This window comes from Pseudarthrobacter sp. NPDC058196 (assembly GCF_042882685.1).
Classification (GTDB): domain Bacteria; phylum Actinomycetota; class Actinomycetes; order Actinomycetales; family Micrococcaceae; genus Arthrobacter.
Genome location: NZ_JBHVVN010000008.1, coordinates 91,668 through 109,595 on the forward strand (window position 1 = coordinate 91,668; position 17,928 = coordinate 109,595).

Annotated in this window: 15 protein-coding genes and 1 pseudogene; 6 read left to right on the forward strand and 10 right to left on the reverse strand. The window is 68.2% G+C overall.

Annotation, left to right across the window (positions count from 1 at the left end; translation table 11 throughout):
- Nucleotides 1–111: 111 nt before the first annotated feature.
- From infB to rimP, 4 genes are all read right to left on the reverse strand, one after another.
- The gene (gene infB, locus ACFVVC_RS12995; protein WP_387453700.1) at nucleotides 112–2,997 is read right to left on the reverse strand and encodes a translation initiation factor IF-2; all 2,886 of its coding nucleotides are present in this window, start codon (nucleotides 2,995–2,997) and stop codon (nucleotides 112–114) included.
- Between the two features lie 152 nt (nucleotides 2,998–3,149).
- Nucleotides 3,150–3,512 carry a YlxR family protein gene (locus tag ACFVVC_RS13000; RefSeq protein ID WP_387453703.1) on the reverse strand — a complete coding sequence of 121 codons (363 nt, stop codon included), beginning with the start codon at nucleotides 3,510–3,512 and terminating at the stop codon, nucleotides 3,150–3,152.
- A 163-nt stretch (nucleotides 3,513–3,675) separates the two neighbouring features.
- Nucleotides 3,676–4,656, reverse strand: a complete 981-nt coding sequence (nusA, locus tag ACFVVC_RS13005) for a transcription termination factor NusA (protein ID WP_387453706.1) — start codon at nucleotides 4,654–4,656, stop codon at nucleotides 3,676–3,678.
- Nucleotides 4,656–5,270: a ribosome maturation factor RimP gene (rimP, locus tag ACFVVC_RS13010; RefSeq protein WP_387453709.1), complete on the reverse strand. Its 615-nt coding sequence runs from the start codon at nucleotides 5,268–5,270 to the stop codon at nucleotides 4,656–4,658. The genes nusA and rimP overlap by 1 nt, the downstream gene beginning before the upstream one ends.
- Nucleotides 5,271–5,377: 107 nt before the next feature.
- Between rimP and ACFVVC_RS13015 the strand changes: the two genes are divergently transcribed.
- The 3 genes and pseudogenes from ACFVVC_RS13015 (at nucleotide 5,378) to ACFVVC_RS13025 (ending at nucleotide 8,374) form a co-directional block, all read left to right on the forward strand.
- Nucleotides 5,378–6,469, forward strand: a complete 1,092-nt coding sequence (locus tag ACFVVC_RS13015) for a DUF4439 domain-containing protein (protein WP_387453711.1) — start codon at nucleotides 5,378–5,380, stop codon at nucleotides 6,467–6,469.
- Between the two features lie 97 nt (nucleotides 6,470–6,566).
- Nucleotides 6,567–7,334, forward strand: coding sequence for a VIT family protein (locus ACFVVC_RS13020; RefSeq protein WP_387453714.1), 768 nt, complete (start codon nucleotides 6,567–6,569; stop codon nucleotides 7,332–7,334).
- Between the two features lie 4 nt (nucleotides 7,335–7,338).
- Nucleotides 7,339–8,374, forward strand: a pseudogene (locus ACFVVC_RS13025) (aminoglycoside phosphotransferase family protein).
- Between the two features lie 40 nt (nucleotides 8,375–8,414).
- On the opposite strand, the gene ACFVVC_RS13030 reads toward ACFVVC_RS13025, so the two are convergent.
- From ACFVVC_RS13030 to ACFVVC_RS13040, 3 genes are read right to left on the reverse strand one after another with little or no spacing between them, the layout of a single operon-like run.
- Nucleotides 8,415–9,806 (reverse strand): pyridoxal phosphate-dependent decarboxylase family protein, encoded by a 1,392-nt coding sequence (locus ACFVVC_RS13030; protein WP_387453717.1) that lies wholly within the window; start codon nucleotides 9,804–9,806, stop codon nucleotides 8,415–8,417.
- Nucleotides 9,807–9,862: 56 nt separating this feature from the next.
- Nucleotides 9,863–10,657 (reverse strand): sulfite exporter TauE/SafE family protein, encoded by a 795-nt coding sequence (locus ACFVVC_RS13035; protein WP_387453719.1) that lies wholly within the window; start codon nucleotides 10,655–10,657, stop codon nucleotides 9,863–9,865.
- The gene (locus ACFVVC_RS13040) at nucleotides 10,654–12,465 is read right to left on the reverse strand and encodes a proline--tRNA ligase (protein ID WP_387453722.1); all 1,812 of its coding nucleotides are present in this window, start codon (nucleotides 12,463–12,465) and stop codon (nucleotides 10,654–10,656) included. Before ACFVVC_RS13040 ends, ACFVVC_RS13035 begins: the two co-directional genes overlap by 4 nt.
- 438 nt (nucleotides 12,466–12,903) lie before the next feature.
- Between ACFVVC_RS13040 and ACFVVC_RS13045 the strand changes: the two genes are divergently transcribed.
- From ACFVVC_RS13045 to ACFVVC_RS13055, 3 genes are read left to right on the forward strand one after another with little or no spacing between them, the layout of a single operon-like run.
- A complete protein-coding gene (locus tag ACFVVC_RS13045; RefSeq protein WP_387453725.1) occupies nucleotides 12,904–13,719 on the forward strand; it encodes an ABC transporter ATP-binding protein in 816 nt (271 codons plus the stop codon).
- Between the two features lie 11 nt (nucleotides 13,720–13,730).
- On the forward strand, nucleotides 13,731–14,474 hold the full coding sequence (locus ACFVVC_RS13050) for an ABC transporter permease (protein WP_387454129.1): 744 nt from the start codon (nucleotides 13,731–13,733) through the stop codon (nucleotides 14,472–14,474).
- Nucleotides 14,471–15,106, forward strand: coding sequence for a TetR family transcriptional regulator (locus tag ACFVVC_RS13055; RefSeq protein WP_387453728.1), 636 nt, complete (start codon nucleotides 14,471–14,473; stop codon nucleotides 15,104–15,106). Before ACFVVC_RS13050 ends, ACFVVC_RS13055 begins: the two co-directional genes overlap by 4 nt.
- Here ACFVVC_RS13055 and ACFVVC_RS13060 read toward each other — a convergent pair.
- The 3 genes from ACFVVC_RS13060 to ispG are packed head-to-tail and all read right to left on the reverse strand — an operon-like array spanning nucleotide 15,099 to nucleotide 17,915.
- Nucleotides 15,099–15,857, reverse strand: a complete 759-nt coding sequence (locus ACFVVC_RS13060) for a hypothetical protein (RefSeq protein ID WP_387453731.1) — start codon at nucleotides 15,855–15,857, stop codon at nucleotides 15,099–15,101. The genes ACFVVC_RS13055 and ACFVVC_RS13060 overlap by 8 nt on opposite strands.
- A gap of 38 nt (nucleotides 15,858–15,895) precedes the next feature.
- Nucleotides 15,896–16,786 (reverse strand): GNAT family N-acetyltransferase, encoded by an 891-nt coding sequence (locus ACFVVC_RS13065; RefSeq protein ID WP_387454132.1) that lies wholly within the window; start codon nucleotides 16,784–16,786, stop codon nucleotides 15,896–15,898.
- Entirely contained in the window at nucleotides 16,749–17,915 is a 1,167-nt protein-coding gene (gene ispG, locus ACFVVC_RS13070) for a flavodoxin-dependent (E)-4-hydroxy-3-methylbut-2-enyl-diphosphate synthase (RefSeq protein ID WP_331573793.1), read from the reverse strand. Before ispG ends, ACFVVC_RS13065 begins: the two co-directional genes overlap by 38 nt.
- Nucleotides 17,916–17,928 lie beyond the last annotated feature (13 nt).

Below are 17,928 nucleotides of genomic sequence, written 5' to 3' on the forward strand. Positions count from 1 at the left end.
CGGGCCTATCGGAGCCGGACGGTTTGCGATCGAAGATCGAAAACCGTCCGGCGAAGGGGCGGGGCCGCCGGAAAAAATCCAACGGCCCCGCACCAGTAACGCTAGGACACCCTAGACGCGCGGCTTCTCGCGCATCTCGAAGGTCTCGATGATGTCGCCCTCGGTGATGTCGTTGTACGAGCCAAGACCGATACCACACTCGAAGTCCGTGCGGACCTCGGTGGCGTCGTCCTTGAAGCGCTTGAGCGTCTCAACGGTGAGGTTGTCGCCGATGATCTTGCCGTCGCGGCTGATGCGGGCCTTGGCGTTGCGCCGGATGATTCCGGAGCGGACGATCGAGCCTGCAATGTTGCCGAACTTGGAGGAACGGAACACTTCGCGGACCTCGGCAGTGCCAAGCTGGACCTCTTCGTACTCCGGCTTGAGCATGCCCTTGAGGGCTGCTTCGATGTCATCGATTGCTGCGTAGATGACGGAGTAGAAGCGCATGTCCACGCCTTCGCGGTCTGCCAGTTCGGCAACCCGCTCGGCGGGCTTGACGTTGAAGCCGATGATGACGGCGGAGTCGACCGTTGCCAGGTTGACGTCGTTCTGGGTGATGGCACCCACACCGCGGTGGATGACGCGCAGCTGCACGCCTTCGCCGACGTCGATCTTGAGCAGTGCGTCTTCGAGGGCTTCCACGGCACCGGACACGTCACCCTTGAGGATGAGGTTGAGGGTGTCGATCTTTCCTTCGGCGACGGCCTGGTCGAAGTCTTCCAGGCTGATGCGCTTGCGGCGCTTGGCCAGGGCGGCGTTGCGGTCGGCTGCTTCACGCTTCTCGGCAATCTGGCGGGCGGTGCGCTCGTCAGCGGTCACAAAGAAGGTGTCGCCGGCGCGCGGCACGTTGGACAAGCCCAGCACCTGCACGGGGCGGGACGGGCCGGCCTCGGTCAGGGCGCTGCCGTCGTCGTCGAACATCGCACGGACGCGGCCGTGGGCCGTGCCTGCCACGATGGTGTCGCCGACGCGGAGGGTACCGGACTGGACCAGGACGGTGGCAACTGCACCGCGGCCCTTGTCCAGGTTGGCTTCGATCGCGATACCGCGGGCGTCCTTGTTCGGGTTGGCGCGCATGTCCAGGGCAGCGTCCGCGGTGAGCAGGACGGCCTCGAGCAGCTCGTCGATGTTGAGGTTCTGACGGGCAGAGACCTCCACGAACATGGTGTCGCCACCGTACTCTTCCGGAACCAGGCCGTACTCGGTCAGCTGGCCGCGGACCTTGTCCGGGTTGGCGCCTTCCTTGTCGATCTTGTTCACGGCCACGACGATCGGCACGTTGGCCGCCTGGGCGTGGTTGAGCGCTTCGATGGTCTGCGGCATTACGCCGTCGTCCGCTGCTACAACCAGGATGGCGATGTCGGTGACCTTCGCACCACGGGCACGCATGGCGGTGAACGCCTCGTGGCCCGGGGTATCGATGAAGGTGATCTTGCGATCATTGCCTTCGTGGTTGTGGGTGACCTGGTAAGCACCGATGTGCTGGGTGATGCCGCCGTGCTCGCCCGCCATAACGTCAGACTTGCGGATGGCATCGAGCAGGCGGGTCTTACCGTGGTCGACGTGACCCATGACGGTGACTACCGGAGGACGGGCCTCGAGGTCGTCGTCGCCTTCGGCTTCCAGCTCAGCGTCGAAGTCGATATCGAAGCCGGAGAGCAGCTCGCGCTCTTCGTCCTCGGGAGAGACCACCTGGAGCTTGTAGCCAAGCTCTTCGCCGAGCAGGGCGAAGGTTTCCTCGTCCAGCGACTGCGTGGCCGTAGCCATTTCACCGAGGTGGAACAGCACGGTGACCAGCGCGGCGGGGTTTGCCTCGATCTTGTCGGCGAAGTCCGTGATGGACGAACCGCGGCGGAGCCGGATCACAGTGTTGCCGTCGCCGCGGGGTACGCTCACGCCACCCAGCGACGGGGCACTCATCTGCTCAAGTTCCTGGCGCTTTGCACGCTTCGACTTGCGCTGCTTGCCACGGCCTGCGCCGCCCTTGCCGAACGCACCCTGGGTGCCGCCGCGGCCGCGGCCGCCCTTGCCGAAGCCACCGCCGGCCGGAGCACCGCCGCCGCCACCGGGACCACCGGTGCCGGGAGCGCCGCCCGGGCGTCCGGGTCCGCGGCCGCCGCCGGGACGGCCGGCACCTGCGGGTGCGGGACGCTCGGTGCGGTTGGGCATCATGCCGGGAGTAGGACGGGGACCGCCCGGGCGCGGGGCGCCGGGGCGAGGTCCGCCTGCGCCTGCCGCGGGACGGGGGCCACCGGCACCGGCTGCGGGACGGGGTCCACCGGGACGGGGGCCACCGGCACCGGCTGCGGGACGGGGACCGCCGGGACGGTCGCCGTCGCGGCCGCCGCCGGGACGGGGCATGCCCTGTGAGGTGGCGAACGGGTTGTTGCCCGGACGCGGAGCGCGTTCACCGTCTCCGCCGCGGCCACGGGGCATGCCCTGTGAGGTGGCGAAGGGGTTGTTGCCCGGACGGGGACCGCCGGGACGGGGGCCGGAGGCACCCGGCGTGGATCCACCCGGACGGGCGGAGGGTGCCGGGGTCTCTGCCTTGGGGGCAGGGCGGGCGCCGGGCTTGGCACCCGTGGACGGAGCCGCGGGGGCGGCCGGCGCGGGGGTTGCAGCTGCGGAAGCTGCCGGAGCAGCCTGGGCAGGCGCGGCCGGTGCTTGCGCCGCGGGGGCCGGAGCCTTGGGCGCGGCAGGGCCGGGGGCCGGTGCTGAGGGACGTGATCCTGCTGCGGGTGCGGGCGCCTTGGGGGCGGCCGCGGGCGTCGCGGCAGGGCCGGCCGACTTGGCAGCGGCGTCGGGGAAGGCGTTGCGCAGTTTCCGCACAACGGGGGCCTCAATGGTGGATGAGGCGGAGCGAACGAATTCGCCCAGTTCCTGCAGTTTTGTCACTGCATCTTTGGAAGTTATACCGAGCTCTTTGGCGAGCTCGTGTACGCGGACCTTGGCCACATTTCTCCTGTCTCGGTCCGCACCGAGCCAGGCACGAACCGTCTACTTCTTACTGCGGACCCCAGCCGCCGATACTGCGGAAGGGCCCATTGCAGAGCGCAACAAAGTTGTCATCGTTACGCACTCATCGCTGGGAACTCATCGGGTTTCCATCAGATTTCTGACCCGCTTTCAGGTTGGACGGTTGGTGTTGCAGCCGCCGCGGCGACTTCAACGGCCGGGCCTGACGTGATCCGGTGTTCAACGGCGGCGGTCCCGGTCGCGCCCGGAAGGGCACGTCCGAATGCTCGCCTCTTGATCGCCAGAGCCAGGCACGATTCGTTGGGGTGCAGCCAAGCACCCCGGCCAGCCATCCGGCGTCGTTCATCCACCAGGACAGCGGATGACCCGCTGCCTTCGGCGACGAGCCGGAGCAACTGCGACCGCTGGCCTTTCTTCCGGCATCCGATGCAGGTACGTTCGGGCTGACTCCCGGTGGAAAGCACTTCTGCCACGGTCATCGTCCTGACGTTCATTCTGCTGGCCTGCTACACCGGCCTCCGGAGTTCCGAAAACTGGCATGCACAGGGCACACGGCTGCCGGCCGTTAGGCGCGGTCTTATCTATTCTAGCCCCTTTGGGCCGTTCTGCCCGAAACCGGGTGGCTGCCGGAGTTCGGCAACCACCGGCCCCGGAACGTTATTTGTCGCGTGGCGCCGCGGCGTCGGAGACAATGTCGATCCGCCAGCCGGTCAGCTTTGCCGCCAGGCGGGCATTCTGGCCTTCCTTGCCGATGGCCAGGGACAGCTGGTAGTCCGGGACCACCACCCGGGCGGACCGGGTTGCTTCGTCCGTGATGGTGACGGAATTCACGCGCGACGGCGAGAGGGCGCTGGCAATGAAGGTCGCCGGGTTCTCGCTGAAATCGACGATGTCGATCTTTTCGTCGTTGAGTTCAGTCATGACGGCGCGGACCCGCGAGCCCATTTCCCCGATGCAGGCGCCCTTGGCGTTGATCCCGGGAGTGTTCGCTTTCACGGCGATCTTGGTGCGGTGTCCGGCCTCGCGTGCCAGGGCGACGATTTCCACGGAGTGGTCGGCAATTTCGGGCACTTCGAGTTCGAAGAGCTTCCGGACCAGGCCCGGGTGCGAGCGGGACAGCGTGACCGACGGACCCTTGGTGCCGCGGTGGACGTCGATAACCAGGGCGCGCAGGCGGTTGCCATGGATGTACTTTTCCCCGGGGACCTGCTCGGGCGGCGGCAGCAGCGCCTCCAACGATCCGAGGTTGACCTGGACCATGTGCGGGTTGTTGCCCTGCTGGATGGTGCCGGACACCAGTTCGCCCTCGCGGCCCTTGAATTCGCCCAGGACGTTGTCATCCTCGACGTCGCGGAGCCGCTGCAGGATGATCTGGCGCGCGGTGCTGGCAGCGATCCGGCCGAATCCCTCGGGGGTGTGCTCGAATTCGCCGATCGGAGCCCCGTCGTCGTCAATCTCGACAGCCCAGATGGTCACGTGGCCGCTCTTGCGGTCCAGCTCGGCACGCGCTTTTTCGAAGGCGCCGGGCGACTTGTGGTATGCCACCAGGAGCGCCTGCTCGATGGTGGGGATCAGGAGGTCCAGCGGGATTTCACGCTCACGCTCCAAAAGTCTCAGTGCGCTCATGTCAATATCCATCAGGCCTCCTCGGAAGGTCCATTGTGTTCAGGTTCCAGACCATCCTCGGAGAGGTGGCTGAATTCGATCTCGACTTTTCCGTTGCGGATCCTGTCGAAAGGAAGCTTTACGGGTTCGCCCTGCCGGGGCTTCATGCCCTTCTTGACGGCGACCTCGGGAACCAGGGTCACGCCGTCGTCGCCCACCGACTGGATGCGCCCGGTGACGTTCTCACCCTGGACCACGTTGACCTTGACCATCCGGCCGCGGGCGCGGTGCCAGTGGCGTGGTTCGGTCAGGGGACGCCCGACGCCTGGCGAGGACACCTCGAGGTCGTAGGGGCGCGTGTCTGCGCTGGGGTCGCTGTCCAGGACGTCGGAGAGCACCTTGGAGATGTCGGCAATGACGTCCAGGCTGACGCCGCCTGTTTCCTCCTGCGGCAGGTCCACCACGACGTTGACCACCCGGTGCGAGCCGGCGATGTTGATGGCCACGTCCTCAAGGTAGAGCCGGTTGGCCTGGACGGCGGGCTCCAAAAGAGCCCGGAGCCGGGCGGCTTCGGGGTTGTGGGCCGGTGCGGATCCGCTTCCCGTACCGGTGTGGTCTGGTGAAGCCGTGGCTTCTGCATTGCTCACGATGCCGGCCGCCCTCCCTATAGATGATGTGGTGTTTACTAGCGTAGCTATTTTACCGGCCCAGTGGTGCACCAGGGTGCCCCCGCAGCGTGACACCATGGTTTGTTGTGAAAGACCGCCGCCACGACAGCCGCCCGCGCTTGCGCCCGCTCCGCTTCGCCGCCGTCGCCTTGGCGGCGCTGGTTGTCCTGAGCCTCGGTTTCGCCCTGGTTCCCGCGGAAACGCCCGCCCCGGCCGGGCCTGGCTTTTCGGAGCGGGCCAGGGCGGCGGCGCTCGGCGACGCCCTGGAGCTGCGGGCTGCAGGACAGGGCCTGGCCTCCAGCGGCGCCGTGGATTCCACCATGGCGGACGGCGTTGTGACGTTGCTGACCATCCAGGCCAGGGCACTCCAGTCCCCCTCCCCCGACGTTGGCGCGCGGGGGTCAGCGTCCCCGTCGCCGGTACCGGCCACACCCGCCATGGGGACGGCAGAGCTGGTCCAGGCACTCGCTGCCAGCGGCGCCACCCGCGTCAAGGACGCACAAGAGGCCGACGGCGGCCTGGCCCGCCTCCTGGCCGGCACCGGCACCGCCCAGCTGCTCGCCGCCGGGAGGCTCGCTGCGGCGGCCGGAGTGCCGGCGCCGCAGGGCACGGCACTAGGACCGGACGCGGGCGCCTCCGGGGGTGCCTCCAGCGAGTCACCTTGCGTGGCGCCGCCGGCCGCGGCGGAGTCCCCCGGGCCCGGCGGACCTGCGGACGCGCGCCAGGCCTTGGCGGCCGTAACCGCCGCCGAGCAGCAGGCCATCTATGCCTACCAGGCGGCCCTCCCCCGCCTCGGGCCGGCGGAGGCGGGCCCGGCGTCGGAATTCCTGGGTCAGCACAAAGGCCTCGCGGTGTCAGCGGAAGCGCGGCTCCGGCGTGCCTGCGGAGCATCCGTGCCGCAGCAGCCGGGCTACATTCTCGATGGCGGCTTCCTGGCCGCACCTGCGGCGGGGTTGGGCCGGATCGAAGCAGCGACCCTGGCGGCCTACGGCGATGCTGTGGCATTGTCCCAGGGGCAGGACCGGGCCTGGGCGTTGGGTGCGCTGCAGTCCACTGCAGTCCGGGCCGCGCGGTGGGGCGCGGACCCGGGTCCGGTTCCAGGCCTCATCCTGGACGTTGGGCAACTGCCTGCGCTTCGTGCCGGCGATCCCGCCACGGCTTCCCCCGCAGCATCCTGAACGCAATCTGCGCCCCGTTGAATCCCAGGGCACCCGCTTGCAGGGCGATCACGCCGGAAGGGTGGCACCCGGGCGTCCGGGATGGTTTGCTGAAGGCATGAATGCGGACGAACCGGCCGATGCCCGGGGCACCAATCCGGAGACCCCGGCGCTGAGCCGCCACCGTGAGACAGAACCCCACGGCGACGATATAGCCCACCGGCTGAATTGGCTGCGTGCCGGCGTGCTGGGGGCCAACGACGGCATCGTCTCCGTGGCGGCGATCGTGGTGGGCGTGGCTGGCGCCACCGCGGCACCTGGCCCCATCCTTACGGCGGGTGTCGCCGGAGTGGTGGGCGGTGCGGTCTCAATGGCGTTGGGCGAGTACGTTTCCGTCAGCAGCCAAAGCGACAGCCAGCGCGCCCTCATCGAGAAGGAACGCCGGGAACTGGCGGAAGAACCGGACGAGGAACTGGCCGAGTTGACCGCCATCTACCAGGCCAAGGGATTGAAACCTGAGACGGCAGCCAAGGTGGCCCAAGAACTCACGGCCCATGATGTCCTGGCCGCACACTTGGCCGCAGAACTGAACATCGACGAAGCGGATATCGTCAGTCCCTGGCACGCGGCGTTCGCCTCGGCGCTCGCCTTTACGATTGGTGCCATCCTGCCCATGCTGGCGATCCTCCTTCCTCCGCCGGAGCTCCGGATCCCGTTGACGTTCGTATCGGTTTTGGTGGCCTTGGCGTTGACGGGAGCCCTGGGGGCATGGATTGGCGGCGGTTCCAGAACCAAGGCGGCCGTCCGGGTGGTGGTGGGCGGGGCCCTGGCGCTGGCGGCGACGTTCCTCATCGGCAACTTGCTCGGCGCCTCGGGCGTTGTCTGACCCGGTGACCCGGGGGCGGGCAGTCTCCATCCCTCCGGACCTGGAGTCCCGGTACGCGCGTACCAGCGCGGGCCGGGCTTGGATCGCCGCGTTGCCCGGGCTGCTGGAGGACCGCCTGGCGCAGTGGCGCCTTAAGGTCGACCTGGCACCCGGCAGCCTCCCATGGAGCGGGCACGGCGGCATGGTGGTCCCCGGTCCGGCAGGACGACGGCTCCCCCGCGGCCCTGAAGATCGCCTTTCCCCACGACGAGGCCAAGGTGGAGCGCCATGCGCTGGCACTGTGGAACGGGCAGGGGGCGGTGGCCCTGCTCGCCTCGGACCCCGGCTCATGCGCCATGCTCCTGGAACGCCTTGACGCCGGCCGGTCGTTGGCCGGCCTGGCAATGGAGGAGTCCGTCCGGGTGTGGGGCGGCCTGGTCCAGCAGTTGGGGCTGGTCCCGGACCAGCGCCCGCAGTGGCTGGAGTTCGGCCACATCGCAGCGCGAGCGGAGCAGTGGAGCGACGACTTTCCCGCGGACTGGGAGCAGCTGGGGCGGCCTTTCCCCCGCTGGCTGCTGGAGGCGGCCCTGGAGGTGTGCCAGACCCGCGGCGCAGTGGGGCGGAGGACTGCCCGGGACCTGCTGGTCCACACGGACCTGCATTTCCTGAATGTCCTGGCCCGTCCGGGGGCGGCGGCGGCGCCGGACGGGCCACACCGGCGGGACGGTTACGCGGCCATTGACCCGCAGCCAATGATCGGCGAGCCGGAATTCGCCGTCGCGCCCCTGCTGTGGAACCGCCTGCCGGACCTGCCGGTAAAGGAAGCCGGCCGAAGCCTGCTGCGGCGGTGCCACGATTTCAGCACGGCCGCCGGCCTCGACCCGGACGTGGCCCGGCAGTGGGGCATCGCCAGGGAGGTGGACAACGCGCTGTGGTACGCCGCGCAGGGGCACCACGGTGACCTGGCCCGGTCGCTGTGGGTGGCCAGCACGCTGGCCGGGAGGACGCTGGAGGGCCTGCCGCATCCGCATACCCTGCCGGAACCGGGCCAGGGCGGATAGGAGCGGGCAGGCGGCCGGCACGCCGGGCCCCCGGGAATGGTCACGAATTCCGCACGGCGGCCAGGGCTGAGCGGACAGCCTCCACGGCGGTCGCGACGTCCTCACCGGCGGTATGCCAGTTGCTCACGGAGACCCGGAGGATGTCGCGGTCCTGCCAGCGCGAACCGGACATCCATACTTTCCCGTCCTCGATGACGCGGGCGGTCACCGCACGGGTGGTCTCGTCGTCGCCGAACGCGATGCAAACCTGGGTGTAGCCGACGTCGTTGAGGACCTCCACGCCGTCCAGCGCTGCCAAACCGTCGGCGATCGCGGCGGCGGCAGCCGCGAGCCCGGCCACCTGGGCTGCGACTCCCTCGCGGCCCAGGCTTTTCAGGGCTGCCCAGACCGGCACTCCGCGGGCGCGCCGCGACAGCTCGGGGACCTTCTCGAACGGGTCCCCCGGGCCTTCGGCATCCTGCACGAGGTAGCTGGCGTGCAGGCCCATGGCGGCGCGGAGCGCCGCGGCGTCCCGGACAATCGCAATGCCGCAGTCGTAGGGCACGTTCAGGGTCTTGTGGGCGTCGGTCCCCCACGAGTCTGCTTCCTCGAAGCCTGCGGTGAGGTGCCGCAGTTCCGGCGCGGCGGCCGCCCACAAACCGAATGCACCGTCGATGTGCACCCAGGCCCCGTGCTTGCGCGCGACGGCGATGGCGTCGGTAAAAGGGTCAAAGGCGCCGGAGTGCAGGTTGCCTGCTTGAAGGCACACCAGGGCGGGTCCGGTGCCGGCGGCGAGGGCGGCATCCAGCGCTGCGGGGACCAGGCGCCCCTGCCCGTCGACGTCAACCGTCGTCGGCTGTCCCAGCCCCAGGTACCGCAGGCCGAGGTCCACGGTGTCGTGCCGCTCTTTGCCCACGAAGCAGCGGATCCGGGGCGCGCCGGACAGCCCGTCGCGGTCCAGGTCCCAGCCTGTGCCGGCAAGCAACCGCCAGCGGGCGGCAGCCATTCCGGTGAAATTGGCCATGGTGGCGCCGGTGACGAACCCGACGTCCGCGGCGGCCGGCAACCCCAACAGGTCCAGCAGCCAGGCACCGGCGGCTTCCTCAATGGCGGCCGTGGCCGGGGTGGCGTACCGCAGGCCGGCATTCTGGTCCCAGGCGCTGACCAGCCAGTCAGAGGCAAGGGCAGCGGGAAGGGTGCCGCCGATCACCCAGCCGAAGAACCGGCCGGCGGGCATCGCCATAAGTCCAGGTTCGGCCTCGGCGGCAAGCAGGTCGATGACCTCTGCGGCCGGCATGCCCACGTCCGGGAGCGGGCCGCCAAACGCTGCGGCAAGCTCGGAGGCGTGCAGGCTGGGCCCCACGGGCCGGCTGGGAAGGCTGGCCAGCCAGGCCTGGGTATGCCTCGCAGCGGCCGCGAGTGCCGGTGCATACTCGTCGTCGCCGGGTGCCATACCTGCATGCTACGCCCGGCCGGCCCCGGCGACGAGGACAGCTTTCCGGGGAGGGATCAGGCGAAGTTGTCCTGCCAGACGTCGTAGCCGAGCTTGACGATCAGCGCGGCGACAACCACGAGGAAGACCACCCGGACGAACTTGCTGCCCTGGTTCACGGCGGTGCGGGCGCCAAGGTAGCCGCCAGCCATGTTGGCTGCCCCAAGCAGCAGGCCGATGCCCCACAGGATGGACCCGTGCGGGGCAAAAAACAGCAGTGCCCCGGCGTTGGTGGCCATGTTGACGATTTTTGCCTTGGCACTCGCCTCCAGGAAGGCGTATCCCATAGCGGACACCAGGGCGATGACCAGGAAGGATCCCGTCCCGGGCCCAATGAGTCCGTCGTAGAAGCCGATCACGGCACCGATGAGGCAGGCAACGACGTAGTGCTTGTGGCCGTCGTGCCGCAGCGCCGTCAGCTCGCCCACGTTGGGCTTCAGTGCGGTGAAGAGCGCGACGGCGACCAGCGCCACCACGATAATCGGCTTGAACACCCCGGCGGGCAGGGAAGCGGCCAGGCTGGCCCCGCCGAAACTGCCTGCCAGGGCTATGGCTGCCATGGGGACGGCGGTCCGAAGGTCCGGCCCCACCCGCCGGTAGTACGTGGCGGCACTGGTGGCGGTTCCGAAGATGGAGCCCATCTTGTTGGTGGCGAGGGCCTGCACGGGAGCAATGCCGGGAACCAGGAGCAGGGCGGGAAGCTGGATGAGGCCTCCCCCGCCCACCACCGCGTCAACCCAGCCGGCTGCGAACCCAGCCACCACGATCAGGATGATCGTGGTGAGCTGGATCGTCTCGAAGCCGGAGATCACTGGTTGCGGACGGCGTTGACCACGTAGTCGACGGCCTTGTCCACTGCAACGTTCTCGGCGTCGCCGCTGCGGCGATCCTTGATCTCCACCACGCCGTCCACCAGTCCGCGGCCCACGGCCAGGATGGTGGGCACGCCCACGAGCTCGGCGTCGCCAAACTTCACGCCGGGCGAGACCTTGGGGCGGTCGTCGTAGATAACCGAGAGGCCGGCCTCTTCGAGTTCTGCGGAGAGCTTTTCCGCGGCCTGGAAGATATCTTCCCCGCGGCCCACAGCCACCACATGGACGTCGGCCGGAGCCACCGTCCGGGGCCAGACCAGGCCGCGGTCATCGTGGTTGGCTTCGGCCAGCGCGGCAACGGCGCGGGTGACGCCGACACCGTAGGAGCCCATGGTGACCACCACCTGCTTGCCGTTCTGGTCCAGGACCTTGAGGTCAAGGGCTTCGGCATACTTGCGGCCCAGCTGGAAGATGTGTCCCATCTCGATGCCGCGGGCGGTCTCCAGGGGGCCGGAACCGTCAGGTGAGGGGTCACCGGCGCGGACTTCGGTGCACTCGATGACGCCGTCCCAGGTGAAGTCGCGGCCCGCCACCAGGCCGAAGACGTGCTTGCCCGCCTGGTTCGCGCCAGTGATCCATGCCGTTCCGTTGACCACCCTCGGGTCAACCAGGTAGAGCAGCTTGGTGGCGCTCTCCGAGCCCAGGAGCGGCTGGTCCAGGGCCAGGCCGGGGCCCAGGTAGCCCTTGACGATCAGGGGCTGCTTCTTGAGGTCTTCCTCGCTGGCCTGCTCGAGGCCGATCTCGCCCGCGACGGGCAGGAACGCGCCGATGTTGGCTTCGACGCGCTTGAGGTCCACGGCGCGGTCGCCGGGAACACCGATGACCACCAACTGCCGCTCGCCGGTGGGCAACGTAACGGCGAGGACCACGTTCTTGAGCGTGTCAGCGGCGCTCCAGGCACCGCCGTCGGCCTCTGCCCGCGGGGCAATCTGGTTCGAGGCAGCCACCAGGGTCTCGATGGTGGGTGTATCCGGGGTATCCAGGACTTCCGCGGCCGGGGCGTTGCTGAAGTCGATCTCGGCAGGAACCACGGTGGTGACGGCCTCGACGTTCGCTGCGTACCCGCCGGCGGAGCGGACGAAAGTGTCCTCGCCGATCTCGGTGGGGAACAGGAATTCCTCGCTTCTGGACCCGCCCATGGCACCGGCGGTGGCTGCCACCGGAACCACCTCGAGGCCGAGGCGTTCGAAGATCTTCAGGTAGGCGCTCCGGTGGGCCGCGTAGCTGGCATCCAGGCCGGCGTCGTCCACGTCGAAGGAGTAGGAGTCCTTCATGATGAACTCCCGGCCGCGCAGGAGGCCGGCACGCGGGCGTGCTTCATCCCGGTACTTGTTCTGGATCTGGTACAGACTCAGCGGAAGGTCCTTGTAGGAGGAATACAGGTCCTTGACCAGGAGCGTGAACATTTCCTCATGCGTGGGAGCCAGCAGGTAGTCTGCGCCTTTGCGGTCCTGGAGCCGGAACAGGCCCTCACCGTACTCGGTCCACCGGTTGGTGGCCTCGTACGGCTCGCGCGGGAGGAGTGCCGGGAAGTGCACTTCCTGGGCGCCGATGGCAGCCATTTCCTGGCGGATGATCTCCTCGACCTTGCGCAGCACGCTCAGCCCCAGCGGAAGCCACGTATAGATTCCGGGAGCGGCGCGTCGGATGTAGCCGGCGCGGACCAACAGTTTGTGGCTGGCAACCTCGGCGTCGACGGGGTCTTCGCGCAGCGTGCGCATGAATAGCTGGGAGAGTCGTAGGACCACGGGTGGTATCCGTTTCTGGGGAAGTGCTGGGTCAGCAGTGCCGGACAATTCGTCTGGGTACTAATCTACCGGCACACACCCTGCGGCACTGACTGGCCGGGCAGCCCGCCCGGGCCCGGAAGGCCGCCACGCCGGAAACAGTAGGGCCACGCCCGGAAAATACAAAGCCCCTGGCCCCCCAGTGAGGCTGGTCATCGCATCCGGGCGTGGCCCAACGCCGTTATCGCCTAAGTACTGGTGAGGACTGGTGAGACCGCCCACCCCACTTCCAGCGCAGCTAGATTGAACCTATGTGATGGTGAACACGTTTGACAAGTGTTTTTGCTCAGCAGGATTCCCTTGTCCCTTCGTCCGCCCGGGCCTACATTTAATTCACCAGGTGATGAATTCCCCGGGCAGGTCCGTCCGGGTAAGGCCTGAGGCAGCGACGGAGGCGGCATGTCCCACCCGGAAGCACCCCTGGCTGCGGCCCGCAGACAGGACACCGCGGCCGTCGCAGCGTCGGCACTGACCGTGAAACTGCGCCGGCGTCCCGTGCTGCTTGGCGTGGACTTCAGCATTCCCGCCGGACGCATCACTGGCCTGCTGGGACCCTCCGGAAGCGGCAAGACCACCCTGATGCGCACCATCGTGGGCGCGCAACGCATCACCGGCGGCACCGTCGAGGTCCTGGGCCAGCCGGCCGGCAGTGCCGCCCTTCGGCGGCAGGTTGGCTACGTCACCCAGTCCCCCAGCGTCTACCCGGACCTCACTGTCGAAGCGAACGTCCGCTATTTCGGTGCCATGCACCGAAAAGGCAAAGCCGACGTGGCCGAGGCGATTGCCGCCGTCGGCCTCGAAGCACTGGCACGCCGCAAGACCGCCGACCTCTCCGGCGGCCAGGTCAACCGCGTCTCCCTGGCCTGCGCCCTGGTGGCGCACCCCCGCCTGTTGGTGCTGGACGAACCCACCGTCGGCCTGGACCCTGTCCTCCGGGCGGACCTGTGGGACCGGTTTCGGGCCATGGCACGGGCCGGGACGACCCTACTGGTCTCCAGCCACGTCATGGAGGAGGCCAGCCGCTGCGACACGCTGCTGCTGTTGCGGGAAGGCCGGCTCCTCGCGCAGCTCACGCCGGACGAGCTCAGCAGGCGCGGGCACAGCAGCAGCCTGGAGCAGGCCTTCCTGACCATCATCCGGAACGCGGACCACACCGGGACAGGCGATGAACCGGAAACCGTGGCATCGTCCCGTCCGGACGGGACGGTGCACTGATGGACTTCCTGATGATGTTCGCCACCACCCGCCGGGTGCTCAGCCAGCTCCGCCACGACCACCGCAGCATCGCCCTGATCCTGGTGGTGCCGGCGCTGCTGCTCACGGCGGTGTACTTCCTCTATGAGAATGAGGTGCTGCCGCCGGGTGCTCCCCGGACATTCGACCGGGTCGGCCTGATGATGCTGGCCATCTTTCCGTTCGTGGTGATGTTCCTGGTCACCTCCATCACCATGCTGCGGGAACGCACGTCCGGGACCTTGGAGCGGCTGCTCACCACCCCGGTGCACAAGGCCGACCTGCTGTTTGGCTACGGGGTGGCCTTCTCCCTGATGGCCGCACTCCAGTCGCTGGTGGCCACAGCGGTGGCCTACTGGATTTTCGGCCTGGACATCGCCGGCGCCCCGGGCTACGTGGTGCTGATCGCCGTGATCAACGCCGTCCTGGGCGTCGCGCTGGGACTGTTCTGTTCGGCCTTCGCCAGGACCGAATTCCAGGCAGTCCAGTTCATGCCGGTGGTGGTGGTGCCGCAGATCCTGCTGTGCGGCCTGTTCGTTGCCCGCGACCGGATGAATGACGTCCTGGAAGCCATCTCCAACGTGCTCCCCCTGACGTACTCCGTGGACGCCCTCCAAGAGGTCGCCGCCCATACGGAAGCAACCAGCCGGTTGTGGCAGGACGCGGCGGCCATGGCCGGCATCGCGCTGGGCGTGCTGGTGCTCGCCGCATTGACCCTCCGCCGGCGGACGGCGTGACCCTCCCCGGACCAGGGAATCCGGCGGGCCGCCCGGCGGGTTCCGCCGGTCGCCGCGGACGCCGTGGGGGTGCCACCGCCTCCCGGGACCACATCCTCGACGCCGCCCGGAGGCTTTTCGCCGAGCACGGCTTCGACGGGACCAGCCTGCGCCAGGTGGCCCGCGCTGCGGGCGTGGATCCGGCCATGATCCACCACTTCTTCAACGGCAAGGACGAACTGTTTGCCCTCAGCGTGGAACTGCCCGCCGACCCGGAGCAGGTCCTGGCGGGCATGGCGGAATCGGACCCCGACCAGCGGGCCGAGTTGATGGTCCGCACGGTCCTCCGGCTCTGGGAAAGCCCCGCCCAGGCTGGCCTCCTGGCCTTCCTGCGCGGAACCATCGGGTCCACAGCCAAGACGTCGCTGCTGCGGGAGGCGGTGGCACGCCGGGTGATCAGCAGGATCACGGCTTCGGTTCCCGGGCCGCCGCAGGAGGTGGCGCTGCGCGGAAGCCTCGTGGCAACCCAGATCGTGGGTTTGATGATGGTCCGCTACGTGGTGCGGCTGGAACCGCTCGCATCAGCACCCGCGGAGGATGTGGTGCGCCTGGTGGCGCCAACAGTCCAGCGCTACCTGACCGGCCCTATTTGACCAGTGCGGCAGCCGAGTCGAGGAGCTTGCCCGCCCGCTGGACGGCGTCGGCCTCGCTCGCGCCCCCGGACGCGACGGAGGTGAGAACCAAGCCCTGCTGCACCGCCTGCGCCGTGACCGTGGACTGCGTGCGGCCGTCCGGCAACGTACTGTCCGTACGGTAGGCAACGGCGCCGGGAACCGAGCTGACGCCCGGCACGGCTTTGACGGTGACCGCAATCTCCATTCCCGAGGCAGTCATGGTCATGGACGAACACTTCGCCAGCTGCTCGGACGAGTCCGCGACCTTGGCGAGGAAGCCCCGGTCGAGGCCCGCTATCAGCGACAATGCCGTGACCGCCCCGGTGCCGGTATCGGTGCTCATGCCAACCGCCAAGGTGGCGCCGTCCACGGACGGGACGGTGCTGGCGGCAGCGAGTTCCTTGCACTCAGCAGGCTTGACGTCGATGGAGGCGAGCATGGTTTTGGTCTGCTCCAGCGTGGTGGCGATGTCGCCGGTCGGCAGGACGGTAAGCCTACGGTCCGCAGCATCCCTTACCTGCCCCACGATGGCAGCTAGCTGCTCGGACGTATAGGCCTTGGCCGTCGGCGTGGGCGTTGCCGTGGGGGTTGGGGAGGCCGTCGTCTGCGACGGCGCGGGCGCTGCCGCCGAGGAATCTGCTGCCTGCGGGGCTGCCTGTCCCGCGCAGCCGGATACGGCCAAGGCCAGGAGGGCAGAAGCCCCGAATGTTCCCAGCACGGTCTTCTTCATTTTTCCCCCAATTTTCAGTTCTCCTCCGGCGGACGCCGCTAGAAAAGAACTGTAGCGAACGTACCCACCTGCCGGAAGCCGACACGTTCGTAGGTGGACCGGGCCTTGGTGTTGAAACCGTTGACGTACAGGCTCGTAACGGGCGCGATCTTCTGGGCTTTTTCCACCACAGCGGACATGTAGCCGGAGCTCAGGCCCTGGCCGCGGTAGCGGGGATTCATCCACACACCCTGGACCTGGGTGACGTCGGCGGTGACGGCCCCCAGTTCGGCCTTGAAAACCACTTCATGCGCTTCGTTCAGGTGGACCAGGGAGTGGCCCTGCCGGATGAGGCCTTCCACCCGGCGGCTGTAGAACTCCCTGCCACCCAGGTAGGGCGAGTACCCCACCTCTTCCTCAAACATGGCCGCGCAGGCGGGAAGGATGCGGTCAAAGTCGGCGAGGTTGCCCTCGGCCAAACCGGGATGGGGTTGGACGCGGGGCGGCTCCTCAATGACCATCAGCGGCTGGTCCGCCCGCACTTCATGGGCACGGTGGCCCAGTTGGGCGAGTTCCGCGTTAAGGGCCAGGACTGCCTCGGCGGGACCAAATGCGGACGCGTACCGGCGGCCGGAGCTGTTCGCTGCCTCGGCGACCAAGGGCGCCAGAGCGGGATCCAGCTGGACCGGCACCAGGTTGGCCCCGGCCCAGCAGGCGCCGGCAAGGACGCCGTTGTCGAACACTCCAATAACGCCGGCACCTCCGGCGGTGGGTGCCGCGGTGCCCGTGGCGCGCAAATGCGCCAGGATGAAGACGTTGGTGACGGGATCCTGCTGCGCCAAACTGCTCAGCGCCGCAGTGTCCTGGCCGTCAAGCGTTCGGACGGAAATACCCGCAGGGTGGAGATCGTCCCTACGAGACGCTAACCACGGGGCTACCCTTGACAGCATCTTCGCCATCGGCCTCCCCCATCTCTTCCGCGATACGCATGGCCTCTTCGATCAGTGTCTCAACAATTTGGCTCTCAGGGACAGTCTTGATGACCTCGCCCTTCACAAAGATCTGGCCCTTGCCGTTTCCGGAAGCAACGCCGAGGTCGGCCTCGCGGGCCTCGCCCGGACCGTTCACGACGCAGCCCATGACGGCGACGCGCAGGGGGATCTCCATCCCTTCCAGCCCGGCGGTGACCTGTTCGGCCAAGGTGTAGACGTCCACCTGGGCCCGTCCGCAGGAGGGGCAGGAGACGATTTCCAGCTTGCGGGGGCGAAGGTTGAGGGACTGGAGGATCTGGTTGCCCACCTTGATTTCCTCCACCGGAGGGGCGGACAGGGAGACGCGGATGGTGTCACCGATTCCCCTGGACAAGAGCGCTCCGAACGCAGTGGCGGACTTGATGGTTCCTTGGAATGCGGGGCCGGCCTCGGTGACGCCGAGGTGCAGCGGCCAGTCGCCCTTTTCGGCGAGCATTTCGTAGGCGGCCACCATGACCACGGGATCGTTGTGCTTGACCGAGATCTTGAAGTCGTGGAAGCCGTGCTCCTCGAAGAGGGACGCTTCCCAGACAGCCGACTCGACGAGCGCTTCGGGGGTGGCCTTGCCGTACTTCTTGAGGATGCCCGGTTCCAGGGAGCCGGCATTGACGCCGATCCGGATCGAGGTGCCGTGGTCCTTCGCAGCAGCCGCGATTTCCTTGACCTGGTCGTCGAACTTCCGGATGTTGCCGGGGTTCACGCGCACTGCTGCGCAGCCGGCCTCAATGGCGGCGAAGACGTACTTGGGCTGGAAGTGGATGTCCGCGATCACCGGGATCTGGGATTTGCGGGCGATGATGGGCAGCGCCTCGGCATCGTCTGCGGACGGGCACGCGACGCGCACGATGTCGCAGCCGGACGCCGTCAGCTCAGCAATCTGCTGGAGGGTGGCGTTGATGTCCGTAGTGGGCGTGGTGGTCATGGACTGCACGCTGATGGGGAAATCTGATCCCACGCCTACCGAGCCGACTTTGATCTGGCGCGTCTTGCGGCGGGGCGCCAGGACGGGCGGCGGTGCTGACGGCATTCCCAGGCTGACCGAGGTCACGTGGACTCCTTGA